Genomic DNA, 24,226 nt, shown 5'->3' with positions numbered 1-24,226 from the left:
AGTGTGCGGGCATATTTACTGTTGCGACGAAAAGTAGTGGGCCGTTTACTGGCCGAGGTAGGGTGGCTGCGGCTGTTGCTGCTGGGCGCGCTGGCGGTAGTGGCAATGGGCAAGGTGCTGGAGCTGCTTCTGGCGCGGCCCACGCTACAGTGGGCGTGGCCGGTAGCCGGGGCCCTCGTGTGCTGGTCGGGGCACCGGCAGCGCGCCGATCTGGTCTTTTTGCAGACTGCCTCGCCAGAGTTCCGGCAATGGCTGTCCGTGGAATACGTTTTGTGGCTGTTGCCTTTCTGGGGTATGCTGCTCGGGCTCGGGCACTTCGCGGCGGCGCTGGCAATGGTGGGCGCTACTGCTCTGGTGCCGTATGTGCCGCTGTGGCAGCCTGCTACGGCTGTGCGCCAGCGCCGGAGCGTGTTCCGCAGCGAAGCCTTCGAATGGGTAAGTGGCTTCCGGCAAACGGGGGCCTGGGGGCTATGGAGCGCGGGTTTGACCGGGGCACTGTGGCAGCACACCACGGTAGTGCCCGCCGTGGTGCTGGGCGGCTGGAGCCTGTTTATAACTGCCTGCTACGCCACTCCCGAGCCGCTGCCGATGGTGACGATTTACGGGCGCGGCGCGGCGCGTTTCCGGTGGCGCAAGCTGGGCCTGGCCGTGGGGCTGTACCTGCTGACGGCGGCCCCATTTTTCGCGCTGGTCGTTGCGGGTTCCGCTGGCTGGGCCGGGGGCGTGGGCCTGCTGGTATGGGGGATATTGGTGATTTTGATGGGTGTAATGGCCAAATACGCGTTTTATCCGCAGCCCACGCTCGTGCGGCTTACGCAGGGCGGCGTCGTGCTGGTGGCAGTGTTGCCGCTGCTCAACGCGGCGTATGCCCCCATCAGCGTAGCGGTTTTCCTGGGTTTGATCTGGAAAAGCCACCAACAGATAAAAATATACTGGCATGCTTAGCATTCGGGGAGTAGGGAAGGCTTTTGGGGCCCATCAGGTGCTAAGAGCAGTGAATCTGGAGCTGCGGCCGGGCACAATTCACGGGCTGGTGGGAGCCAATGGAGCCGGCAAAACCACGCTGCTGCATTGCCTCTACGGGCTGCTGACGGACTACACCGGCCAGATTACGGAAACGACCGGCCTAGCCATTCGGGAACATACGGGCGTGCTGCCCTACGAACCCTACTACTACCCGCGCCTGACCGGCCGCGAATACCTGGAGTTTTGCCTGCAGGCCCGCCACCGCCCGCTGGTCGATTTCACGGCCTGGAACACGCTCCTGGAGCTACCGCTCGATCAGTACGCCGACGAGTATTCGGCGGGCATGAAAAAGAAGCTGGCCTTGCTGGCCCTGCTGGTGCAGGATTTTCGCTACCTCATCCTGGATGAGCCCTTTAATGGCCTCGATATGGGCACCAACCTGCTGCTGAAGGAAATTCTGCTGCGCCTGCGCGGGCAGGGGCGCGGTATTCTGCTGACGTCCCACTTACTAGGTACGCTCACGGAAACCTGCGACGAAATCACGCTGCTGGCCGGCGGTACGGTGCAGCGCCACTACCAGGCTACCGAGTTTGCTACCCTGGCTACCGACTTGCTCGATTCACTCTACCAGGGTAAGCTGGCACAGGTAGCCGAACTGCTGCCAGCGGCGGTAAGTCGGAGTTAAGCCAGCCTACTATTAGAAAGCCAGATAAAAGTCCCGCAGCAAGTCCCGGAACGGCGCGGAATACGCCTCACTCGCCTCTTCGTGAATGGGTAGAGGTTGGGATAGGGCCGCAGTGGCTGCGCGGCTGAAGCGGGTGACGTGGCGTAGCGGCTTGCTGCCAGGGCGGTGGCACAAAATCAGGCGGGACGCGACAAACAAGCCGGCCAGGGAGGCTTCTCGCTCAAAATGCTGCATTTCCGGGGGCGGCAGCAGCACCGTGAGCTGCCCGTCGGGAGTCAGAAACGTAGCGGCAAACGCGGCCAGCTCGCCGAAGGAGAGTGTATCGGGGGCGGCATGGCGGGCGGTGGTGCGGGCCGCGTCGGGCGAGCGAAGGGAATGGCGGAAGAAGGGCGGATTGCAGAGAATATGGTCGAAGGGTGCGGGCGCTGTGGCAGCAAACGCGGCTAGGCTTAGCGCATGTATCCGCACCCGGTCGGCCCAGGGGCTGCGGGCGGCGTTGGCTGCCGCCTGGGCCGCTGCCTGGGGTTCGAGCTCCACCGCCTCCATGTGGGCCGTGGCGTTGCGCTGGGCCGCCATCAGGGCGAGCAGACCGGTGCCGGTGCCAACGTCCAGAATGCGGGTGGCAGCGGCCAGCTCGGCGGCGGCTCCGAGCACGCAGGCATCGGTACACACCTTCATGGCGCAGTGGTCCTGCTCGATGGTAAACTGCTTGAAGCGGAAATAAGAAGTAGCCAATACGCAGCGGAACGAGTAGAAATCGGGAATAGGAGCGGGCCTGGCTTAGCGGGGAGCGGCCTGCCGGTTCCAGTCGCGGAGCATGCGCTGCAGGTCGGCGTATTCTTCTTCGTAAGCGCTTGGCAGGGGAAACTTGCCCGGGAATTGCCGGAAATAAACGGCCGCCTGCTGGTCGCCGCTGAGGGCGCTGAGCAGCAGGCGGTTGGCCAGCTCTATGCTCTTTTCTGCTTTCAGCGCCGGAGCTTTTTCGTAGTCCTGCTTCACGCGCGCTATTTCTTCCGGCGTGTAAGGGCGCAGGTTCCTGTTCAGAAACGACTGGTGCCGCACTTGGCCCTGAGCGGTGTAGAACTGGTCGATGCGGAAGCGGACGAACTCATAGGTAAAGTTTTTGCCCGCCGGCAGGTTCTTTAAGGATTCTACCGTCAGCGTGTCGTTGCGGAAAACCAGGCGGCACCGCTCCCGGATATCCCAGTACTTCAGGACTTTGCGGGGCTGGCAGGTGGAAACGGCAAACTCGGAGAAAAACTCCTGCCGCTTGCGGGTTTCCTTGTAGCCACACACCGACAGCGCCGGGCCGGCAGAAAACACGAATACACTATCGGGCTCGGTGGTGGCCATCGGTACTTCGGCCGGGCAGCTGCACGCCACTGTGGCCCGCTGCACAGGCATGCGCTGGCCCTGGGCCGGTGTGGAGGCCTCTAACTGTTGCTGGCACGCCGCCAACCCGAATACGGCCAGCAGCGCCGGCGAAAGAAGATACTTCATAGTGGAGACAGTATACGAAAAGCCCGCTACTCGGCACCGCAGCAGCAGGCCATCAGGAGAGAACAGGCTGCCGGGTGGCAGCGACAAGGCCCGTTTTGCGCAGAATAAGCTGGTGCAAGGGCTTTTCAACCAGATAATACAGCCCGATGGAAGCGGCCACGGTAAGCGAGAAAATACCGCTGTAGCGCAACATGGCGGGCAAATCCGTGGGCAGCCAGGTAGTCAGCCAATCGTGCCAGATGCCCATGTGAATCAGATAGAAGCAATAGGAGGCTTTGCCCAGCACCTGCAACGAGGAAGTGCTCAGAAACCGCTGTAGCCCGCTGGCTTCCGTGGTGAGGCCAACCAGCAGCAGCCCCGTAGCTGCCGGCAGCAGCAAGTGGTTCGCCGCTACGCCCGGCAGCGTGTCGATACTGACTTTGCCGGTATACAGCTGAATAGCCGTGAGCAGCCCCACGACCAGCAGCAGCAACCCGCCGCCGGCCAGCGTGGCCCGGCCGCCAGAGCGCGGGCGCACGGCTAAGGCAAATGCCGCCCCAATCACAAACTCCGCGCTGCGCCCGAAAATGGTGGCCACGAGCATAAAATGACCCGCCTGGAAGCTGAGTGGTTGCCCCGGCACCAGGCAATACCCGGCCCAACCCAGCGCCAATAAGCCCGCCACCACCCCAATCCACACGCGGGGCGAGAAGCGGCGACCCAGCCAAAACAGCAGCGGCGCCAGCAGATAAAAGCATTCCTCCACCGTCAACGACCACGTCTGCACAATGCCCGTGAAAGCCAGCCGCTCCGAAAAGCCTTTGAGCAGCGTACTGTTGGCCACGTATAGCTCCAGGGCGTTTTCGGCCACATAGAGCTTGCTCACGAAAAACGTGATGGTGGTCACGAGCAGAAACACCGGATAAATCCGGGCCCAGCGCCGCACGGCGTAGGCTACCAGCTGCTGCCGCGTGAAGCACTGCTGGTAGTAGCGCTGGCAAATCAGAAAGCCGCTGAGGGTAAAGAACAGGGAAACGCCGATATGCCCTTCCCGAAACGCGGCGTGCAGCACCCGCGCCGTTTCCGAGCCGGTGGCTTCGAGGGGCGGAAAGTGAAATAGAAACACGCAGTAGGCGGCTACGGCCCGCAAACCCGTGAGGGCGGGGAAATAGGCGGTGGGTTTCATGCGCGCCCCATGGCGGCCTCGTAGCCTTCATCGGTCAGCAGCGGGCCGTTCAGGGCGCTGTAGACGGCCAGCTGGTCGCACCGCTCGTTTTCGGCGTGGCCGTTGTGACCCCGCACCCAGCGAAACTGCACCGTGCGCTGCCGGTATATTTTCAGAAATCGCCGCCAGAGGTCCTCGTTGGCTTTCTTGCCGAAATCGGGCTTAGTCACCCAGCCGAACACCCATTTCTTCTCCACCGCATCGACCACGTATTTCGAGTCGGTGGTGACCAGGACCGGGATTTCGGGGCGCGTCACGGCCTCCAGACCCACTATCACGGCCAGCAGCTCCATGCGGTTGTTGGTGGTGAGGCGGAAGCCCTGGGAAATTTCCTTTTCGTGGGGGCCGTAGCGCAAAATAGCGCCGTAGCCGCCGGGGCCGGGGTTGCCGCGCGAGGAGCCGTCGGTAAAAAGCTGAATCAAGGGAGAAAGGAGAAAGGGAGAAAGGAGCGTCATGCTTGCTCTAGTGCCCGCGCAATCGAAGTATTTCGTGGGCATTAGTAATCAAATACTAGTGCGGTAGAGATGCTTCGGCAAGCTCGGCATGACAGACGATTAAATATTAGAAATTGCTTTTAAACAGCTTGATGGCAATGGCCAGCAAGATCACGCCAAACACGCGGCGCAGAATGTCTTCGCCGGCTTTGCCCAGCTTGCGCTCAATCCAGGCGCTGCTTTTCAGCACCATGAATACGAACACCAGGTTCAGGCCAATGCCCACCAGCACGTTGGGCAGCGAGTAGGCGGCCCGCAACGACAGCAGCGTGGTCATGGTGCCGGCCCCCACGATGAGTGGGAAAGCCAGCGGCACAATGGAGCCGCTGGCGGCCACCGGGTTGTGCTTAAACAGCTCCACGCCCAGCACCATTTCCATGCCGATGAGGAAGATGATAACGGCACCCGCCAAGGCAAACGACTGGTAATCGACGCCGAACAAACTCAGAATGCTCTGGCCCAGAAACAGAAACACCACCATCAGCATCCCGGCCACCAGCGTGGCTTTTTCGGAGTGAATCTTCCCCTCGCGCTGCCGGATCTGAATGATAATCGGGATAGAGCCCAGAATATCAATCACGGCAAACAGCGTGAGCGTAACCGAAAATATTTCTTTGAGGCTGAACATGGGACATGCTGAAACGGTGGAAGCGGCAACTTGATGCGCCAGGCGGGGTAGTGGTTCGGCAGACCGCAGCTCGAATCGCAGCATAGGTTACTCGCTCACCAGCGGGCTGCTAGGCAAACTCGCGGGCAAAAAACTGGACCAGCTGCTCGTAGGCCGCGTCGGGAATGGCCGGGAAGTTAGCGATGCGCAGCGAGCTGGCCTTCCAGGTGCCGTAGCCGTTGCCCAGCTGCAGGCCCTGGGCCAGGGCGCGGCGCTTCACCTCGTCAATCAGCGCCGGCGGACCCTGCAGGCCGATAACGGTGGTGGAGCGGGTTTCGGCGTTTTGCACCAGCGGCGTGAGCTGGGTGGCCTGGTCGAAGTAGTCGTAGAGCTTGGTGGCGCGGTCGAGCAGGTGCTGGTGCACGGCCTTGATGGGCTCCCGGTCCTGCAGCACGCGGCTCAGTAGATAAATGCCGAGCACGTTGGGCGTGTGCGTGGTCTGGAAGTTGAGCATCTTTTCGTACTGGCTCACCAGGCTATTGTAATGGCTGCGCTCATTGATCTGGCGGAAGCGCGCCACGGCTCTCGGCGACAGCACCATCAGGCCCAGGCCAGCGGGCAGGCCGAAGCACTTCTGCACCGACCCGAACCAGATATCGGCCTTGATGTATTTGAGCTGAATGCCGCCCAGCGACGAAGTGGCATCTACGGCCAGCAGGGCGTTGCCGAGCCGGTTGTAAAGGTTCAGAATGAAGCCGTCGCGCAGCTGCGTGGCATTGGAGGTTTCGTTCTGGGTGATGCAGACCAGGTCGGTGTCATCGGCGGGCACGGGCAGCGTGTACACTTCCGGCAGCTCGTTGAGGCCAAAGTGCTGGCTGGTGCTGGCCGGGCGCAACGCTTTGGCATACTCGAACCATTTCTCGCCGAAAGCGCCGCTATACAGGTGAAAACTCTTGTTCGGTGTCAGGCTCTGGGCCAGCACTTCCCAGCACTCGGTGGCTGAGCTCAGAAAGTAGACCGTGTAGTCCTGCGGGATATTGAGCTTGGTTTTCAGGTCGGCTACCGTCTGGCGCATCAGGCCCGTGAACCGCTCGCCGCGGTGGGGCACCGAGAGCCAGCCCTCGTCGAAGGCATCTTGCAGGTAGCCGCGCAGCTCCGGATACACCTGCGCCGGGCCAGGATTGAATGTATACATAGGTGGAAAGAGGCTAGGGAAGCTGCAAAGGTAGGAAAGGAGAGAGCAGGAAGGCCAGCCGACGCGCGGTAACGTCGGCTCGGGCCTGAAGCCCAAGCGCGTCGGCTTCAAGCGGCAGCCTGCTACCTTATCATCTCGCGTCGGCTGCAGGCTACCGCTTGAAGCCGACGCGCTTGGGCTTCAGGCCTTCGAAGTAGTGCAGGGCCAAGCGGTAGCTATCCAGCTTGAAACCGCTGATGCTGCCAATGCAGTGCCGGCCAATCAGGCTTTTGTGCCGAAATTCTTCCCGGGCCGCTACGTTCGATAGGTGCACTTCCACCACGGGCGTGTTGATGGCGGCCAGCGCGTCGGCCAGGGCAATGCTGGTGTGGGTGTAGGCTCCGGCATTGAACACGATGCCGTAGTAGGTGAAGCCCACCTCGTGAATTTTGTCGAGCAGCTCTCCTTCGTGGTTCGACTGAAAATACTCCAGCGTAAAATCCGGGAAGGCGGCGCGCAGCTCGGGCAAGTAGTCGTCGAAGGAGCGAGTGCCGTAGATGCCCGGCTCGCGGCGGCCGAGCAGGTTGAGGTTGGGGCCGTTGAGGATCAGAATGTGCATGTGGCAGGGCAGACGAAAGAGAGTTGGCGGGATAATGGGCCGGCGAAGGTGGGAAAAAGCAGCAGGAAAAGCTGATTACACAACCAATTTAGGAGCATACCAGCGGACTATTCGTGGGTTTTGTGCGCCGCTGGCGCCAAGCTGCAGGTATGTGGGCTATCTTGCGGTACTATGAAAAAACAGCCACAGATGTGTTATCGGCTTATTGGGGTATTGTGGGCGGCGGTGCTGCTCGGTGGGGCCGGCTGCAAGAAAGCCGAAGAATTGGTTGCCATAAAGCTGCCCGAAGCTACTCAGGAAGGCAAGCAAACCTTCGGCTGTTTGGTCGATGATAAAGTTTGGACACCCTACACCGACCACTTGCTGGACGATAAAATGGAGGCCACCTACAGTACTACCAGCTTCCGGCTCTCGGCCGAGCAAGAGGACGACAATTTCCAAACGCGGTTTGACTTTGACCTCACCCAGCCCGTTATTCAACCCGGTACTTATGCTGTGGGCAGCGGGTTCAAGGCAACCTACGGCGACATGAAAGAGGCGTATACGGCCTCGTCGGGCAGTATTACGATTACCAAAGTTGGCCAGGGTTCCTCTACTATTAACAACAGCACCACGTATTTTACCATCGTGGCGGGCACGTTCACCTTTACGGCTACTTCGCTCAATGGGAAGACCATCAGGGTGAAAGATGGCCGCTTCGACGCCCGCGCCAAATAACCAGCCTTCTGCTAATGTCCACCTGGTCTGTCAGTATCAAGCAGTTTGAGGGCTACCTCCAGCTCGAAAAATCCCTGTCGCCCAACTCCGTCGAAGCCTACGTGCGCGACATCGGCAAGCTGCGCCAGTACCTGGAACTCTCGAAGCTGCCCGCCCGCCCCACGCAGGTGACCACCCGCCTGCTGCGCGACTTTCTGGCCTGGCTCGGCGAGCTGGGCATGAGCGCCACCTCGCAGGCCCGCACGCTGTCGGGCATCAAGGCCTTCTACAGCTTCCTGATTATGGAGGACCTGCTCACGCTCGACCCCACCGATACGCTGGAGGCGCCCAAAACCGGTCGCAAGCTGCCCGATACGCTCAGCTACGAGGAAGTAACGCTGGTGCTGGAAGCCGTGGATATGAGCACCAACGAAGGCACCCGCAACCGCGCCATCCTGGAAACGCTCTACTCCTCGGGCCTGCGCGTGTCGGAGCTGACCGATCTGCGCCTGTCGAACCTCTACGTCGATCAGGGCTTTGTGCGCGTGACGGGCAAGGGCAACAAGGAGCGTCTGGTACCTATTGGCCGCGACGCGCTGAAGCACATTGGCTTCTACCTGAGCGGGGTGCGCTGCCACCTCGATATTCAGCCCGGCCACGAAGATTTCGTGTTTCTGAACCGGCGCGGTGCCCATCTGTCCCGCGTCATGATTTTCAATATCATCAAAGATGTGGTCGAGAAGGCCGGGGTGCAGAAAACGGTAAGTCCGCACACGTTTCGCCACAGCTTTGCCACCCACCTCATCGAAGGCGGGGCCGACCTGCGGGCCGTGCAGGAAATGCTGGGCCACGAAAGCATCACCACCACTGAAATCTACACCCACCTCGACCGGGACTATCTGCGCCAGGTTATCACCGAGTTTCACCCGCGCAGTTAGCCGGGTCACCGCACAAGGGGGCGGAAGCCAGAGTGAAATCGCCAGCTTTTATAAAGTGCAGCTAGGCTACGAGGTTCTGTTGCAGCGAATTGTGGCAGGCATCCAGCCACTGCTCGGCGTCGGCTACGGTGCTGAAAATCTGCAGCTCAAACTGGTCGGCGAAGGCGTCGGGGTCGGGTAGCACCGAGGGGAAATCGTTGGCCGGCAGCACATGAGCCACGTAGCGCAGGCCCAGTGCTACGGCCTGTGGTGCCCAAATGCGCTGAAGCCAGTCGACGGAGTCGAACCAGGGGCCGGTTACGCGGCTGTTGTCGTTGAGCAGCAGTGCGCAGTTGATGCCCTGCAACAGCTCCAGATACGCCGTGGCACCCGTCACGCCATTATCGTTGATGACGAAGCCGCTCCAGCTAATCCGAAACCACTGCCGGGCGGGCTCATACTGCGCGACGCAGTACACCTCTTGGGTGCTGGAAGTAAGCGAAACGTGAGCCTTGGCCATGCGCTGAATTTCTAGGGCAAGCAGCTGTACTTGCCCTAGAACAAGTATAGTCTTTTGTAAATACAGGAGTTGCCAAAAAAAGTTTGGTGCGCGAGGGGAGAAGCCAGCCCCTATTTTTGCGGCCTGCCTTTCCTGCTCATGCCTACGCCTACACCTACACCGAATCCTTTTCGTCGTTTACCGGGTCCGTTGGGCTGGGCGCTGCTGGGCCTGCTGTTGTTTCTGCTGCCGTTTGCCCTGCTGCGGGAGCACAGCTACGTCACCATCGACGATAACCTCGACGTGGAGCTGACCATTCCCTACCTGCTCACCCGCCACCACGTGGCCCTCGACTACCGCGCCACAACCGTGGTGGCCCCCATCATGAATGGGCTGCCGCGCAATGCCCTGCGTCCCGGCCTGAGCGGCACCGTTCTGCTGTTTGGGCTGCTGGAGCCGTTGCCGGCCTATCTGCTGCAACAGGCGCTGGTGCGGCTGCTGGGGCTCTTGGGCATGTATGCGCTGCTGCGCCGCCACCTGCTGCCGGCCCGCTCCGAACGGCGGCTGGCCGCCGGGCTGGCCTTGGCGTGGGCTGTGCTGCCGGTGTATTCCATGTATGGGCTCACCCTTCTGGGCCAGCCCTGGCTGCTGCATGCCTTCCTGAACTTACGGCGCGGGGCCGGCCGCTGGCCCGACTGGCTGCTGATTGCGGCATTTCCCCTCTGGTCGATGTTCGTGTTTGTGGGGCCGTTTGTGGCCGTGGCATTGGGCACACTACTGCTGTGGGATGTGGCGCGGGGCCGCCGCTGGTCGTGGCCCGTGGTGGGCGGCGTGGCGGTGCTGCTGGGCGTATATCTGGTGGTCGAATACCCGCTGTTCTATTCCTTGCTGGTAGCCAGGCAGTTCGTGGCGCACCGCCTGGAGTTTGACCTGAGCCAGCTGGGGCCGCAGGGAACGATGGCCGGTCTGAAAGCGTCGGCGCAGTATTTCTTTATGGGGCAATATCACGCCAGCCGCTTCTTTCATGGGGCCGCGCTGCTGGCAGCAGGTGCCGCTCTGGCCTACGGGCCGCGCAACCGCTGGCGGCGCGAGGTGGGGGTGCTGCTCCTTGCGCTGGCCGGGCTGGCGCTGTTTTGCGGCTTCTATCCGCAGCTGCTGACGCTGGTGCAGGATTCGATTCCGGCGCTGCGCACCTTCAACCTGAGCCGGTTTCATTTCCTGACGCCTTTGCTCTGGTTTGTGGTGCTGGCCCTGAGCCTGCAGGTGTTGCCGCAGAAAAAGCTGCGCCTGGCGCTGGTGGCCTTGCAGCTGCTCATTGGCCTGGGCATGAATACGGAGTGGCTCAATACGATGCGGGAGCTGGTGGGCCGCCCAAAGGCTACGGAACCCAATTACCAGGCCTACGTGGCTCCGGCGCTGTTTGCGCAAGTCGGCGTGGCGGTGCAGCGGCTCAGTGGCCAGCCAATTGCTGGCTCCCGGCTGGCTTGCCTGGGGTTTCCGCCTGGCATCGCGCAGCTCAACGGTTTCTACACGCTCGACAGCTACCAGAACAACTACCCGCTGGCTTACAAGAAAGCCTTCCGCCCTCTGATTGCCGGCGAGCTGGCCAAAAGCCCGCTGCTACGGTCCTATTTCGACGCCTGGGGCAATCGGTGCTACCTGTTTTCGGCAGAGCTGGGCAAGAATTTTCGGGTGGGCGCGTTTCCAGCGCGGTTCGTGGAGGATTTTGCCTTCGATGCGGTGGCCTTCCGGCAGTTGGGCGGACGCTACGTGCTGTCGGCGGCGCGGCTGGTTCGCCCGGCCCGTAGCGGATTGGCCTTGCGCCAGGAGTTTTCGGCTAGGAACGCGTACTGGCACCTGTATCTTTACGAAGTGCAGCTCTAGCAAACGCACGCGTCCGGCCGTAGCGAGGCATACAACCGCTGAAATTCCCTAGATTTGGCCTTTTAGAGCGGGATAATGGCAAAGAATACATACAAGCAAACTACTCCCGTCGCTCCGGGCCGTGGCAATGAGCCCCGGCCGGCGCGCAATCCGTCGCGTGCGGCCGCTGAGCCGGCCGCCGAGCCGCGTCGCAGTGCGCCCAAAGCAGCCCCCAAAATTCCGGGCCGGGCCGTGAAACTGCCGTCTATCAAGCTGGGCAATGTGTTTGGCTTCCTGCGCGACCGGCGCTTTCAGCTGTTTCTGGGGTTCTTTTTCCTGCTCAGCTCTATCTACCTCACCATTGCCTTCGTGTCGTTCCTGTTCACCGGGCACGCCGACCAGAGCGTAGTGGAGGGCCTCAGCACGACGCCCGTGAAGGAAGCCGGTCAGGAATCCGGCAACTGGCTCGGTCTTGTGGGGGCCATGGTGGCGCAGCTGCTGATTTACAAAGGCTTCGGCGTAGCGGCTTTCGCCGTAATTCCCATTGTCTTCTTTCTGGGCTACAAAATCGTGTTCCGGCGTGCCGAGGTTTCGCTGAGCTACGTGCTGGCCCTGTGCCTGTTTTCGATGGTCTGGCTGAGCATGCTGCTGGGCTATGTGGTGCTGTCGCTGGAGGCACCCGATGCCGACCCCGGCATGGCGCACAGCCTCGATTTTCTGAGCGGTGGCGTGGGCTACGAAGCCGCCCTGTGGCTCGATAGTCTCATCGGCTGGGGCACGGTGCTGCTGCTGGCCTTCCTGCTGATATCCTTCGTGGTGTATTTCTTCAACGTTACTAGCCTGAACCTGCGCCGCAGCGAGCTAGAAGAGCCAGAAGAAGCGCCTGTTGCTGGTCGTCAAGCCAACGCATACGAGCGTGGCTCGTATGCCGCCGCTCCGGAAACGTCGTTTGACGAGGAAGAAGAGGAGCCCGCTCCAGCCATGACGTTGCGCCGCACCGGCCCGGTTGCCACCCCTGGCGTGGCCGCTGCCCAGTCCGAGCCAGTAGAAACCGAGCCGGAATACGATGACGAGCCGGAGCCCGCCATAGTCACCGCGGGCCCGATCAACACGCCGGTTCCCGCATTCGGGGCTGCGCCGGCTGCCGTGGCGCTTACGGTGGCCCCGGCGGCCGCTGGCCTGGCCAGCGCTTCGGCTACCGTAGCCGCCGCTGGCGCGGCCGCCAGCGGCACCGCTAAAGGTCCGAGCTTCTCCTTTGAAACGCCCACCGACCCGGAGCCCCTGTCCATGGCTCCTTCTTCTATTCCTACGCCCTTATCGATGGCTGACCTGGCCAACGATGATGCGCCGCTGCCGGCCACACTGCCCTTGCCCGCCCCGCGCGAAACAGCCGTGCCCGCGTTGCAGATCCAGAGCAAGCCCGGTGAGCTGGACCCCGCCGCCGGGGCCGATATGGCCGCCATTGCCGACGACGACGAGGATGCGGAAACCATGCCCGCCGTCAACTACGACCCCACGCTGGACCTCTCGCGCTACCAATATCCCACACTGGAGCTACTCAACGACTACGGCGTGGCCAAAGCCCAGGTCAGCAAAGAAGAGTTGGAAGCCAACAAAGACCGCATCGTGGAGACGCTGGGGCACTATGGCATCAATATCGCCAGCATTAAAGCGACCATCGGGCCCACGGTTACCCTCTACGAAATCGTGCCCGATGCTGGGGTGCGTATTTCTAAAATCAAGAGTCTGGAAGATGATATTGCCCTGAGCCTGGCCGCGTTGGGCATCCGCATCATTGCCCCGATTCCGGGCAAGGGCACTATCGGTATTGAAGTGCCCAATACCAAGAAGGAGATGGTGAGCATCCGGTCGGTTTTCGCCACCGAGAAGTTTGCCAACACCGAAATGGACTTGCCCATTGCCTTCGGCCGCACCATCACCAACGAGGTTTTTGTAGTTGATCTGGCCAAGATGCCCCACCTGCTCATGGCGGGTGCTACGGGCCAGGGCAAGTCGGTGGGCCTGAACGTAATTCTGGCTTCGCTGCTCTATAAGCGCCACCCGGCCCAGCTCAAATTTGTGCTCGTTGACCCCAAAAAGGTTGAATTGAGCATCTTCAACAAGATTGAGCGCCACTTCCTGGCCAAGCTGCCCGATACCGAGGAAGCCATTATCACCGATACTAAAAAGGTGGTGAATACGCTCAACTCGCTGTGCATGGAAATGGACAAGCGCTACGATTTGCTGAAGGATGCGGGCTGCCGCAATCTGAAGGAGTACAACCGTAAGTTCGTTGAGCGCCGCCTGAACCCCAAGAAGGGCCACCGCTTCATGCCCTTCATCGTGTTAGTAATTGACGAGCTGGCCGACCTGATGATGACGGCCGGCAAGGAAGTCGAAACCCCGATTGCGCGTCTCGCCCAGCTGGCCCGGGCCATTGGTATTCACTTGATTGTGGCCACCCAGCGCCCTTCGGTCAACGTGATTACCGGTATCATCAAGGCCAACTTCCCGTGCCGGATTTCCTTCAAGGTGACTTCCAAGATTGACTCGCGCACGATTCTTGACGCTGGCGGAGCCGACCAGCTCGTGGGCCAGGGCGACATGCTGATTTCGCAGGGCTCCGACATTATCCGGGTGCAGTGCGCCTTTATCGACACGCCCGAAGTAGACCGCCTCTGCGACTACATCGGTGAGCAGCAAGGCTATCCGGATGCGTATCTGCTGCCGGAAGTGGTAGGGGAGAGCGGCGGCGGCAGCGGCGACGCGGAAGACTTCGACGCCGCCTCACGCGACAGTATGTTTGAGGAAGCCGCCCGCGTGATTGTGACCCATCAGCAGGGAAGTACCTCGCTGCTGCAGCGCCGCCTAAAGCTGGGCTACAACCGTGCTGGCCGCCTCATCGATCAGCTGGAGCATGCCGGCATCGTGGGGCCCTTCGAAGGAAGCAAGGCCCGGGAGGTGTTAATTCCGGATGAATACAGTTTGGAACAGTTGTTGAATAGCCTCCCCAAAAGTTAGTGCGCGCTGGTGTGACAAAAGCTGCATCCTCGCGGTTATGATTCCGCAGAGCTGCTTAAACCTAATTCCGCTATTCGCGTCTAACTTCCCTCAAGCAAGACACCACCCTCCCCTAATGAAAAAAGTATTCGCCCTGCTCGCCTTCTCGGTTACGCTGGTACACGCAGCCTCGGCTCAGCAGGACCCCAAAGCGGGCAAGATTCTGGATCAGATGAGTGCCAAATACCAGGCACTGAAAGGCTTTAAAGCCAATTTTACCCAGACTCTGGAAAACGACGCGGCCAAGGTAAAAGAGAATCTAAGCGGTGATATTACCGTGAGCGGCCAGAAATTCCGCCTCAAGCTCAACGGTCAGGAAGTCATCAACAACGGCCAGACCATGTGGACCTACATGAAGGCCGAAAACGAGGTGAACATCTCGGATTTTGACCCCGAGGAGCAGGAGGTTTCGCCGACCCAGATTTTTACGCTCTACAAAAAGGGTTATAAATACGCCTACATCCAGGAAACCAAAGAGGCCGGGGAAGCGTGCGACGTCATCGAGCTGTCGCCTGACAACAAGGATAATCCGGTGTTCAAGGTGCGTTTGACGGTTAGTAAGGTGGATAAGTCGGTGAAAAGCTGGAAGATGTTTAAGAAGAACGGCAACCGCTACACCTACACCATCCGCAAGTTCCAGCCCAATCCGCCGCTGGACGCCATGAGCTTCAACTTCGACAAAGCCAAGTATAAAGGTGTCAAAGTGATTGACTTGCGCTAACTACCAGCTCTGTCTGCCGAAATGTCCGGCCCGCTTCTGCTTCGTGCAGGGGCGGGCCGGTTTGCGTTTGGGGTATATTTTATGGTGCAGGTTCAGGGGAAGCCTGCAGGAGATGTCCGGGGAATGAGTACTTTCCCTAAATAGCGGTTTCTGGTCAGCAGAGGCTGCTTAAAATGACACTCTAGTTTGGCAATGCCAGCCTGCAAGATGCCCAGGCTGCACGCACACCAGATCAGGCATGATGCTCTGATTGTTGCCTGTCCTACTGTATCCTACGAATCCGCTATGAAAGAGGAATTCCTCCACTATGTCTGGCAGCACCAGTATTTCGACAAAAACGACCTGCGCACGGAAACCGGTGAGCTGATAACTGTGCTCAAGCCCGGCCACCGCAACGCCGATGCCGGCCCCGATTTCCTGAATGCCCGCCTCCAGATTGGTGAGGTAGAGTGGAACGGCGCGGTCGAAATTCACCTGCGGGCCTCCGACTGGCTGCGCCACCAGCACCAGACCGATAAGAAATATGACCAGGTAATTCTGCACGTTGTCTACACCGCCGACCAAGCAATTCAGCGCACCAACGGCTCCGGTATTCCGACGCTGGCTTTGGCGCCGCGTATTGCCCTGTCGCTGGTCAACTCCTACCGGAACTTAGTGGAGCTGCCGGCTGCTTCGGCTACGTTGCCCTGCGCCGCGCTGCTGAGTCAGGTGCCCGTCATCACCCGCACAATGATGGTAGAACGGGCACTGCTGGAACGGGTGGAGCAGAAAGCCGACGCTATGACCGCTGTGCACGCGCAGCTTGGCGATGACTGGGAGGCCACGGCCTACCATGCGCTGGCGGCGGGCTTTGGGTTCAAGAAAAACAGTGAGCCGCTGGCCCGGCTGGCCAAAGCCCTGCCGCTGGCCGTCGTGCGCCGGCACCGCCACGAGGTGCGCCCGCTGGAAGCGCTGGTGTTCGGGCAGGCCGGGTTTCTGGCCGAAACCGAAGCCACGGCCACTGACGACTATATCCAGGAGCTACGGCGGGAATACGAGTTTTTGCGGCACAAATACCAGCTGGCGGCCACGGCGCTGCCCGCGCACGAATGGAATTTTCTGCGGCTCCGGCCCGCCAACTTCCCGACGGTGCGGCTGGCGCAGCTGGCGGCGGTACTGCATGCCCGGCCCGTGCTCTTCAATGCCCTGCTCACGGCCGGCAGCGTGCAGGTGCTGGAGCAGTTCTTCGCCGCGCCCGTTTCCGACTATTGGCGGCAGCATTATCAGCCGGGGCGGCCGGGAAAGGTGCCCGCGCTTGGTCGCGGCAGCGTACATTTGCTGATTGCCAACGTCGTGGTGCCCCTGCGCGTCGCTTATGCGCGCTACGTGGGCCAACCCGAGCTTATCGAATCTGCCGTGGCCCTTCTGGAGCAGTTGCCCGCCGAACACAACTACCTGACCGACCAGTACGAAGCAGTAGGCTTTGCCCACCGTTCCGCCGCCGACTCGCAGGGCCTGCTGTCTTTAAGCCGGGCGTATTGCCAGCCCCGGCATTGTGTGCGCTGTGCTATTGGCAGCCGCATTTTGCAGCAAAATCTGGTGGTGCGGTGAAAATTGTCGTCGCCGTTGGGTTAAATCTGCTGCTGCTGGCGCTGGCGCTGGCCTGGGGCCGCCGTCAGTACCATAGTTCTCCCCTGGGCCGTCTGCTGCTGCCGTTGCTGGGGTTGAAGATGGTAGCCGGCGTGGTGGGCTGCCTGCTGCTCAGCGACGACGCGGACTACTTTCAGCGCTGGTCGGTGGCGCTGACTTCTCAGCTGTGGGATATTCCTGGCCGGTGGCTGCTAACGCTGGCGGGCGATGCTTTCTGGCACAAGCATCAGGAGCTGACTTTCCATGGCTACTCCAACACCTTCTTTATCATCAAAGTCCTTTCGGTACTGAATCTGGCCTCGTTGGGTAGCTTGCTGCTGAATGCGTTGTATGTGACGCTGTTCGGGTTTATAGGGGCCTGGGAGCTGGCTACGGCCGTAGCCCGGGCGCTTCCGCAAACGCCCCAGGGAGCCGCAGTCGTCGCCTTTCTGCTATGGCCTACGGTCGTTTATTGGACCGCCGGCCTGACCAAAGAATGCCTCTTGCTGGGTAGCGGGGCCTGGCTGTTCGCCTTGGTCATTCGCTGGCTCTACGGCTCCGAGATTCCCCGGGTGGGCACCGTGGTAGGAGCGCTGCTGCTGGCATTTCTGCACTTCAAAATGCGCTTTTTCTTCGCCGTTATGCTTTTTGCCGCTATTGGCGGCTTAGCTCTTATCCGCTTGGTGCAGCAGTTGGGCGGGGCCCGGCGCCGCTGGCTACAGGTGGTTTTATTTGCTGCCTTACTTATAGCCGGGGTATCTGTCGTGCAGGAAATTAGTCCGGTTTTTCGGTTCAATAAGTTTACCGGCCAACTGATTCGTACCTACGCTGACCTGCGCGAGGGCTCCCGGCTCCGGCCCCACATTGAGTATGCCGATTTGGCTCCCACCGCAGAAAGTATCCTGCGAAATACCCCCAAGGCCATCGTAAGCACCGTGGTGCGGCCTATGCCGTGGGAAGAATTGTCTCCGATGTACGTGGCGGCCGGGCTGGAAAATATCCTGCTGGTGCTGGTGCTGGTTGGTGGGGCCGTGGCTGTGGCGCGCGGCCAGCCGGGGCAGGTGCCTTTCGCCCTGGTGCTCGTGCTGGGCTTCTACTGCCTGGCGCTGGCGGCTTTGCTGGGCCTGAGTACGCCTAATCTGGGAACCCTCAACCGCTACCGCTCCGTGATGCTGCCTTACCTGCTGTGGCTAGCCTTGCAAAACCCGGTGGCGGCCCGCTGGCTGCGGCACCTTAGTTTGTAGCGCTGGGGTTGCTGGTGGCTTGCTGCGGCTCCCTGGTCGTTGTATCTTTGCGGTTTGGTTAACAGCCCCACAGCCCTCGGGCTCTTACTTGTCTCATGGAAAATCCTGTCATTATTCTGGGGGCGCAAAGCCTCGGCACCACGGCTCTTGATGCCTTTACCAGCAATGATGTAGTCGTCTATTGCCTGCTCGACGACGATGCCAAGCTGCAGAACTCGGAGCTGAATACCGTGCCCGTGATGGGCAGCACCGACGATAAGCAGCTGCTGAAGCTGCTGGGTAAGAAGTGCGAGGTATTCGTGGCTACCGAAGACACTGCCAGCCGCCGCAGCCTCACCAACATGCTGCGCGAAGAATACGAGGCTGTGCCCGTCAATGCTATTCATGCCCGGGCCAGCGTGGCCGAACACGCCTGGCTGGGCCACGGCAATCTGGTGAGTGCTGGCGCGGTAGTGGCCAGCAACGCCAAGCTGGGCAACGGCTGCCTAATTGGGGCCAACGCCGTGGTGGAAGTAGGGGCCGAGCTAGCCGACTACGTGCAGATCGGGGCCGGAGCCATCATCAACTCGGGCGCTAAAGTGGAGGAGCAGGCTTTCATCGGTTCCGGAGCCATTGTGGTGGCCGGCGTCAAAATAGGAGCCAAGGCCCGCGTGGGTGCCGGCTCGGTAGTCGTGGCCGACGTGCCCGCCAACCAGACGGTGTTTGGCAACCCCGCTGTTAAGGTTTAATTGAGAACTAACAAGTAGGAATGAATACTTGGCAGACAACCAGCACCGCGCAAATCGGCCAGTTTCAATTCTTATGTACTACTTCTTGATTCTTACTTGAAAGAAAGATGGATTACCGCGTTCTACTCTACTACTGCTACTCGCCCATCTCCGACCCGGAAGCATTCCGCGACGAGCACCACCGCCTGTGCCTGCGGCTGCGGCTGCTTGGGCGTGTCATTGTCGCGCAGGAGGGCCTGAACGGAACCGTATCGGGCCTCGCGGCTGACTGTGATGAATATATGCAGTTGGTAAAAGCTGATCCACGCTTTGCCGCCCTCGAATTCAAAGTAGACGAAGCTCCGGCGCATACTTTCCAGAAGCTGCATGTGCGGGTGAAGCCCGAAATCGTGCACAGCAGCCTGCACCATGTGCGGCCCCACGAAAAGACCGGTCAGCATCTGTCGCCTCAGGAATTCAAGGAGCTCAAGGACCGCGACGATGTCGTCGTCGTGGACGTGCGCTCCGACTATGAGTACAATGTAGGCCGCTTCAAAAATGCCGTGACGCTCGATATGGAGAACTTTCGGGACTTTCCCGAGCGGCTCGAAAAACTGAAGGAGTTCAAGGACAAGAAGATTCTGACGTATTGCACGGGCGGCGTGAAGTGCGAAAAAGCCAGTGCTTACCTGCTCGAGCAAGGGTTTGAAAACGTGTACCAGCTGCACGGCGGTATTATAAAATACGGCATCGAAGCCGGCGGGGAAGATTTCGACGGCAAGTGCTACGTGTTCGACAACCGCGTGACGGTCGACGTAAATCGGGTCAACCCGAGCGTTATCAGCCAGTGCCACCACTGCAGCACGCCTTCCGACCGCATGATTAACTGCGCCAACCCGCACTGCAATGCCCACGTGGCCCTGTGCGAATCCTGTAGCCACCAGCTCGCCGGAGCCTGTTCTCCGGTCTGCCACGAACACCCGGAAAAACGGGCGTATGATGGTACCGGCACGTATCCTAAGCTCAGCAACCATTACAATCCCGAGCAGGGCCTGCTGTCGTACCGACCACCAAGCGCGTAATTCCCCCTAAAATTCATGCTGCGGCGCATCGCAGTGAAAAGGCCGGAAGCTTGCTAGCTAGTTTCCGGCTTCTTTCGTTATAAGCAGCGCCCCGCATTCCACCCCGGAGGACGAGCCGGGCTAGCGTTCAAATTCTCCCACCCTAATTTTTTTCCCATGCCTATTCCCGAGTCGGAGCTGATCATCAACCGCGACGGCAGCGTATATCATCTCAACCTGCTGCCCGACCATATCTCCGAGACCATCATCACCGTCGGCGACCCGGAGCGCGTGCCGTTGATCAGCCAGCACTTCGATTCCATCGAAACCCAGATTCATAAGCGCGAATTTGTTACCCACGTTGGCTACTACAAAGGCAAGCGCCTGACCGTAATTTCCACCGGTATGGGCACCGACAACATCGATATTCTGCTCAATGAGCTGGATGCGCTGGTCAATATTGACTTCATCACCCGGGAGGCGCGCCCCCTGGAAGAGCGCATCACCCTGCGCATCGTGCGCGTGGGCACTAGTGGTGCCTTGCAGGCCGATATTCCGGTTGGCTCGCACCTGGTAACCGAGCATGCCGTGGGCCTCGACTCGCTGATGCAATTTTATCCGCTCGTCGAAACCGGGCTGGAAATTGAAGTTGCCACGGGCATTCAGCACAGCCTCGACCTGAGCTACCGCCCGTACTGCGTGCGCGGCACCGATTTGCTGCGCGAGCAGCTGGGCCAGGGCATGGTGGTAGGCAATACGCTTACCTGCCCGGGCTTCTATGGGCCGCAGGGCCGCGTGCTGCGCCTCGACCTACGCCAGTCCGACCTGATCAGCCGCTTTCAGAATTTCCGCCATCAAAGCGCCGAAGGGGAGTTCCGCCTCACCAACTTTGAAATGGAAACCGCCGGCTATTATGCTTTGGGCCGTATGCTCGGCCACGAGGTAGTGTCGCTCAACGCTATTGTGGCCAACCGCGCCACCGGCGAATTCGCCACCAATGCCGAAGCCACCGTGAACGACTTGATCATGAAGACGCTCGACCGTATTTAGAGAGTAGTGTATTAGCAGAATAATTCAAGTATGCCTTACTGGTAAAGTGAATTAACTTCGCAAAATAAAGCCCCGGCCTGTATAGGTTGGGGCTTTATTTTGTGCTATTAGCGAAAACTGTTGCAGCAGTGAATATTCGCTGGAGTTGGTATATGATCTGCGGTTAGTAGAAATCAAAGCCTACTACGGCGCGCAATGGCAGCGAAGCCCCGGATTTAAGCGTCAGGTATTCAGCATCGCAGGCCCACACCGTTGTGTATACCCGTTTCGTCTCACCATCAGCGGTTTGAAAATAAATATCAACCTTGCTGTGGTAGCCGTTGCCCAGCGTAGTGGCCCGTTCGGCTTCGTAGCGCCGCCACTGTTGCTGCGCAGGAAGGGAAAGAACGTCGTGGGCAGAGAAGCGTAGGCTGCCAATTATTTCCTTGGCTACGATTTCCGGAGATTGTACAAGCGCGTGCATATAGGTCGGGGAGTGAGAAGTACTCTCTCAACTTGGTGAAATGGTTTGAATAATGCAATTAAAATCAACGAAAAAAACGCAAGTTGTTGCTATAGTTCTACCGGCTGTTTCAATCAGCCTATTTCCGCCATAAATGCCATAGTATCAGTGCCATCCGCGTAGTCGGTAACCTTGGGCGACTGGGCCTGCCCGAAGGCAAAGCTGCCCGCGTAGCGTCCCTCGTCGGAAACGATGCATTGGATCTGCTCGGCTACGTCCGTTAGCTGGTCCATAAGGTCGACCTCGCTGCTGTAGGTGCCGTAGTGTAGTACCGAAATGGCCGAAACCAGGGCTCCGCCTTCCGTGACGAGCAGGAAGCCATTGTCGAAGTGTGGCACGCGGTTTACCAGCAGCAGGCTTTTGTTGTAGTCATAGTTGTTCTGGTAGCGGTTGTGCTGCAGCACCGTGTGCCAGGGCTCCAGCGCATCGAGCAGGGGCGTAAAGGAATAGCCGGCGGGCACGTAGAGCTTCGACACATTGCGGCAGCCCAGCCCGTAGTACTGAAAGATGTCGCGACCTAGAGCGGCCAGCGTGTCGGGCGTTTCCTCGCCCGTCAGAATTGCCAGGCTGGTGCGGCTGCGTCGGATCAGGTTTGGCTTCTTGCCGAAGTAGTATTCGAAGTAGCGGGCCGTATTATTGGAGCCGGTAGCAATGAAGGCGTCGGCCTCGTTCAGGCGCTCCACGAAGGCAATACGCTCGGCAAAGCGCGGCTCCAGCGTGGTCAGCTCCTGCGCAATCCAGGTCATGAGCACTTTGTCGTCGGCGCTGGGCTTGGCGAGTAGGTGGTGGCCACTGAGCAGCACGCACAGCAGATCGTGGAAGCCTACGAGCGGGATATTGCCGGCCATCACCACGCCTACGCGCCGGGGCTGGGCGGGCTCGGGGGCGTAGCGGCCCGCCCAGGTGCGCAGCGTGTCTTCGGCCAGCAGCTGGGCCACGCCCCGCACGGCAGCCGTGACGTTGGGCTCGTCGAACCAGTTGTTGGTGTTGCGGGCCCGGGAAGCCAGGGTGGTCAACTCATCGGCAGAAAGGTGGCGCAGGCGCTGGCCCAAGGCCACAAACGCGGCCAGGCGGTCGGAATGATTCATAGAAGGAAGGCAAAGAAAAAGCGAATCGGGGCGGGCTGGCCGAAGCAAAACCGGGCCGGGCGAGGGAATAACTAAAAAACTCGCAAGAGTACGGGTTAGTTTCTACTTTTGCAGTGTCGGTACGGCTTACTCCCCACGCGGTTTCTGCGTACAGTACAGACAGCCAGTAACGGCATCACCCAACCCAGAGGACCACGGCTATGGCCATCATGATAACCGACGAGTGCATCAACTGTGGTGCCTGCGAACCAGAATGCCCCAACACTGCTATTTACGAAGGCGGCGCCCAATGGCGCTGGGCCGACGGCACCACGCTGAAACAGGTGCAAGTAGATGGCGGCGCAGTGGTAGCCGGCACAGCGCCCCAGACGCCCGTTTCGGATGAGTATTATTACATCGTCTCAGATAAGTGCACCGAGTGCGTGGGCTTCCACGAAGAACCTCAGTGCGCCGCCGTTTGTCCTGTCGACTGCTGCGTCGACGACCCCGACTACCGCGAAAGTCAGGATAAGCTGCTGACTAAGAAAGAGTGGCTGCATGCTGGTGCATAAGCATCTGTGCTAGTGCGAGGTAGGTCGTAATTTGTCTTCCGTGCAGCGGCCAGTAGCCTGTAGCCAGAAAGCCCTTTTTCGTCGCGACGAAAAAGGGCTTTCTGCTTCAACCGTGTCAAATGAGTTGCAGAAGATGAATGAACCGCGCCGTCCGTGGAGTGCTTCGTTGCTGCTCGATGCGTAGCATGATGTGTGGTTACGTGCCGCAGTTGAAGTACTTGTCGTAGGCTGACTCCGGAATCAGGTTCATGCGGCTCAGCGTCCGGATCGGCCAGCGCAGGCGGCGAATGAGGCGGTAGTTGTTGGGATAGTCGTGGAAAGTGCGGGGCGGAGTCGCCACGATCTGGTCGAATTCCGGCCGTGTGAGACCCAAGCGCTTGATGCACAGCTCAATCACCCGCGGGTCTTCGATGGAGTTGATTTTGGTTGTGCGGCTCAGGGCAGTTTCGCGGCTCATCTGCCCCGAGCGAACCAGCGCGGAATAATTGAACAGACGCCGGTCGATGTTGAATTTGGTCCGGTTCAGGTAATAGATAACGCTTTGGTAGAGGTCGTCGAAGTAGTGCGCCCCGGGGTTCTGCCACTCCAGCTCCCGGGCCAGCAGCTCGTCTACCTCACTCCGGACGTAATCGACGTGGTAGAGCAGGGTCACGGTTTTGATGCGCCGCACGAAAGCGTAGTAGAACATTTCCTTGATGCCCAGATTGAAGCCCGGGTCAGCCGGCGACCAGGGCCGCAGCGGCACCGAGCCGAAGCGGCTGTGCACGGCTTTGAGGTATTTGCCGTCGAGGTAGTTCCACGAAAGTGGCGCGATGCCTTCGGTACGAAACGACTGCCCGATGATAATGCGCTGCACGCCTTCTTTGGCCGCCACGCCATAGAGGGCCGTGGCGATGCCCACATCGGTGCCTTCTTCCATATCGGGCGTAGAAGCTTTGAGGAAGGCAATCTTCAAATCTTTGGATTCGCGCCAGTCGGAGGTGATGGTGCGCATTTCGACGCCCAGCTTCCGGCAGGCCTTCAGCATGTTCTCCCCCGCCACGGGGTTGCCGAAGCCGTCGTTGAAATGCACCGCCAGCGGGCGCAGCCCCAGCTGCGTGACGCAATACCAGAGCGTAAACGAGCTGTCGCGGCCGCCGCTTACGCCCAGCACGCAGTCATACTTCCGGCCCCGGCCCACGCGCTTGATGTCGGCAGCTATTTCCTGCACTTTCTCCCGCCCAGCGTCGCCCAAGGGAAACGCGCGGTCCATTTTGTCGTGCAGTAAGCAAAAATTACACTCTCCCTGGTCATCGAAGCGGATGCCGGGTACAGTAGTGTCCATAATACAGCGGGTGCAGCGTTGGGAGCTGTCAGTCATACGAAAGAGTAGAGTGGAGGCAATAGGACAGCGTTGGGTGGGAAACGGAT

The 24,226-nt window shown here is 60.0% G+C and carries 24 protein-coding genes; 13 read left to right on the top strand and 11 right to left on the bottom strand.

Annotated elements, in window-relative coordinates:
* The first annotated feature begins 36 nt into the window (after positions 1-36).
* Together E5J99_RS00575 and E5J99_RS00570 are read left to right on the top strand one after the other, a co-directional pair.
* Positions 37-945 (top strand): hypothetical protein, encoded by a 909-nt coding sequence (locus E5J99_RS00575; RefSeq protein WP_210114388.1) that lies wholly within the window; start codon positions 37-39, stop codon positions 943-945.
* Complete coding sequence (locus E5J99_RS00570; RefSeq protein WP_135495771.1) at positions 938-1,651, top strand: ATP-binding cassette domain-containing protein; 714 nt, start codon at positions 938-940, stop codon at positions 1,649-1,651. The genes E5J99_RS00575 and E5J99_RS00570 overlap by 8 nt, the downstream gene beginning before the upstream one ends.
* Before the next feature lie 12 nt (positions 1,652-1,663).
* Here E5J99_RS00570 and E5J99_RS00565 read toward each other — a convergent pair whose 3' ends face one another.
* The 7 genes from E5J99_RS00565 to aroQ form a co-directional block, all read right to left on the bottom strand.
* A complete protein-coding gene (locus E5J99_RS00565) occupies positions 1,664-2,386 on the bottom strand; it encodes a tRNA1(Val) (adenine(37)-N6)-methyltransferase (RefSeq protein ID WP_245318651.1) in 723 nt (240 codons plus the stop codon).
* Between the two features lie 45 nt (positions 2,387-2,431).
* Positions 2,432-3,151, bottom strand: coding sequence for a hypothetical protein (locus E5J99_RS00560; protein WP_135495770.1), 720 nt, complete (start codon positions 3,149-3,151; stop codon positions 2,432-2,434).
* A 52-nt stretch (positions 3,152-3,203) separates the two neighbouring features.
* Complete coding sequence (locus E5J99_RS00555; protein ID WP_135495769.1) at positions 3,204-4,316, bottom strand: acyltransferase family protein; 1,113 nt, start codon at positions 4,314-4,316, stop codon at positions 3,204-3,206.
* Positions 4,313-4,777 carry a ribonuclease HI gene (gene rnhA, locus E5J99_RS00550; RefSeq protein ID WP_210114387.1) on the bottom strand — a complete coding sequence of 155 codons (465 nt, stop codon included), beginning with the start codon at positions 4,775-4,777 and terminating at the stop codon, positions 4,313-4,315. The genes E5J99_RS00555 and rnhA overlap by 4 nt, the downstream gene beginning before the upstream one ends.
* Before the next feature lie 139 nt (positions 4,778-4,916).
* Entirely contained in the window at positions 4,917-5,477 is a 561-nt protein-coding gene (locus E5J99_RS00545; protein ID WP_135495767.1) for a MarC family protein, read from the bottom strand.
* A 109-nt stretch (positions 5,478-5,586) separates the two neighbouring features.
* Positions 5,587-6,651 carry an aminotransferase class V-fold PLP-dependent enzyme gene (locus E5J99_RS00540; RefSeq protein WP_135495766.1) on the bottom strand — a complete coding sequence of 355 codons (1,065 nt, stop codon included), beginning with the start codon at positions 6,649-6,651 and terminating at the stop codon, positions 5,587-5,589.
* A 151-nt stretch (positions 6,652-6,802) separates the two neighbouring features.
* A complete protein-coding gene (aroQ, locus tag E5J99_RS00535) occupies positions 6,803-7,249 on the bottom strand; it encodes a type II 3-dehydroquinate dehydratase (protein WP_135495765.1) in 447 nt (148 codons plus the stop codon).
* A 171-nt stretch (positions 7,250-7,420) separates the two neighbouring features.
* On the opposite strand from aroQ, the gene E5J99_RS00530 reads away from it, so the two are divergent.
* Positions 7,421-7,966 (top strand): hypothetical protein, encoded by a 546-nt coding sequence (locus E5J99_RS00530; RefSeq protein ID WP_135495764.1) that lies wholly within the window; start codon positions 7,421-7,423, stop codon positions 7,964-7,966.
* Between the two features lie 14 nt (positions 7,967-7,980).
* On the top strand, positions 7,981-8,883 hold the full coding sequence (gene xerD, locus E5J99_RS00525; RefSeq protein WP_135495763.1) for a site-specific tyrosine recombinase XerD: 903 nt from the start codon (positions 7,981-7,983) through the stop codon (positions 8,881-8,883).
* A 61-nt stretch (positions 8,884-8,944) separates the two neighbouring features.
* Here the strand turns inward: xerD and E5J99_RS00520 are convergent, their stop codons facing one another.
* The gene (locus tag E5J99_RS00520) at positions 8,945-9,382 is read right to left on the bottom strand and encodes a hypothetical protein (RefSeq protein WP_135495762.1); all 438 of its coding nucleotides are present in this window, start codon (positions 9,380-9,382) and stop codon (positions 8,945-8,947) included.
* Positions 9,383-9,520: 138 nt separating this feature from the next.
* On the opposite strand from E5J99_RS00520, the gene E5J99_RS00515 reads away from it, so the two are divergent.
* The 8 genes from E5J99_RS00515 to E5J99_RS00480 all read left to right on the top strand — a co-directional run bounded on the left by E5J99_RS00515 (position 9,521) and on the right by E5J99_RS00480 (position 20,675).
* A complete protein-coding gene (locus E5J99_RS00515; protein ID WP_135495761.1) occupies positions 9,521-11,245 on the top strand; it encodes a DUF6044 family protein in 1,725 nt (574 codons plus the stop codon).
* A gap of 75 nt (positions 11,246-11,320) precedes the next feature.
* Positions 11,321-14,245 carry an FtsK/SpoIIIE family DNA translocase gene (locus E5J99_RS00510; RefSeq protein ID WP_135495760.1) on the top strand — a complete coding sequence of 975 codons (2,925 nt, stop codon included), beginning with the start codon at positions 11,321-11,323 and terminating at the stop codon, positions 14,243-14,245.
* A 115-nt stretch (positions 14,246-14,360) separates the two neighbouring features.
* Entirely contained in the window at positions 14,361-15,005 is a 645-nt protein-coding gene (locus tag E5J99_RS00505) for a LolA family protein (RefSeq protein ID WP_135495759.1), read from the top strand.
* 285 nt (positions 15,006-15,290) lie between these two features.
* Positions 15,291-16,595, top strand: coding sequence for a DUF2851 family protein (locus E5J99_RS00500; protein WP_167851910.1), 1,305 nt, complete (start codon positions 15,291-15,293; stop codon positions 16,593-16,595).
* Positions 16,592-17,857, top strand: coding sequence for a hypothetical protein (locus E5J99_RS00495; RefSeq protein ID WP_135495757.1), 1,266 nt, complete (start codon positions 16,592-16,594; stop codon positions 17,855-17,857). The genes E5J99_RS00500 and E5J99_RS00495 overlap by 4 nt, the downstream gene beginning before the upstream one ends.
* A gap of 95 nt (positions 17,858-17,952) precedes the next feature.
* Positions 17,953-18,585, top strand: coding sequence for a NeuD/PglB/VioB family sugar acetyltransferase (locus E5J99_RS00490; RefSeq protein ID WP_135495756.1), 633 nt, complete (start codon positions 17,953-17,955; stop codon positions 18,583-18,585).
* Between the two features lie 107 nt (positions 18,586-18,692).
* Positions 18,693-19,646 carry an oxygen-dependent tRNA uridine(34) hydroxylase TrhO gene (gene trhO / locus E5J99_RS00485; RefSeq protein ID WP_135495755.1) on the top strand — a complete coding sequence of 318 codons (954 nt, stop codon included), beginning with the start codon at positions 18,693-18,695 and terminating at the stop codon, positions 19,644-19,646.
* A 156-nt stretch (positions 19,647-19,802) separates the two neighbouring features.
* Complete coding sequence (locus E5J99_RS00480) at positions 19,803-20,675, top strand: nucleoside phosphorylase (RefSeq protein ID WP_135495754.1); 873 nt, start codon at positions 19,803-19,805, stop codon at positions 20,673-20,675.
* A 163-nt stretch (positions 20,676-20,838) separates the two neighbouring features.
* On the opposite strand, the gene E5J99_RS00475 is transcribed toward E5J99_RS00480, so the two are convergent.
* Together E5J99_RS00475 and E5J99_RS00470 are read right to left on the bottom strand one after the other, a co-directional pair.
* The gene (locus tag E5J99_RS00475; protein ID WP_135495753.1) at positions 20,839-21,138 is read right to left on the bottom strand and encodes a hypothetical protein; all 300 of its coding nucleotides are present in this window, start codon (positions 21,136-21,138) and stop codon (positions 20,839-20,841) included.
* A gap of 113 nt (positions 21,139-21,251) precedes the next feature.
* Entirely contained in the window at positions 21,252-22,265 is a 1,014-nt protein-coding gene (locus tag E5J99_RS00470; RefSeq protein WP_135495752.1) for an acyl-CoA reductase, read from the bottom strand.
* 200 nt (positions 22,266-22,465) lie between these two features.
* On the opposite strand from E5J99_RS00470, the gene E5J99_RS00465 reads away from it, so the two are divergent.
* Positions 22,466-22,816, top strand: a complete 351-nt coding sequence (locus tag E5J99_RS00465) for a 4Fe-4S binding protein (protein WP_135495751.1) — start codon at positions 22,466-22,468, stop codon at positions 22,814-22,816.
* Positions 22,817-23,012: 196 nt separating this feature from the next.
* Here the strand turns inward: E5J99_RS00465 and E5J99_RS00460 are convergent, their stop codons facing one another.
* Positions 23,013-24,176 carry an N-acetyl sugar amidotransferase gene (locus tag E5J99_RS00460; RefSeq protein WP_135495750.1) on the bottom strand — a complete coding sequence of 388 codons (1,164 nt, stop codon included), beginning with the start codon at positions 24,174-24,176 and terminating at the stop codon, positions 23,013-23,015.
* Positions 24,177-24,226 lie beyond the last annotated feature (50 nt).

The sequence above is a fragment of the Hymenobacter elongatus genome (assembly GCF_004745955.1).
GTDB classification, from domain to species: domain Bacteria; phylum Bacteroidota; class Bacteroidia; order Cytophagales; family Hymenobacteraceae; genus Hymenobacter; species Hymenobacter elongatus.
This window is presented reverse-complemented; position numbering and strand designations above follow the sequence as displayed.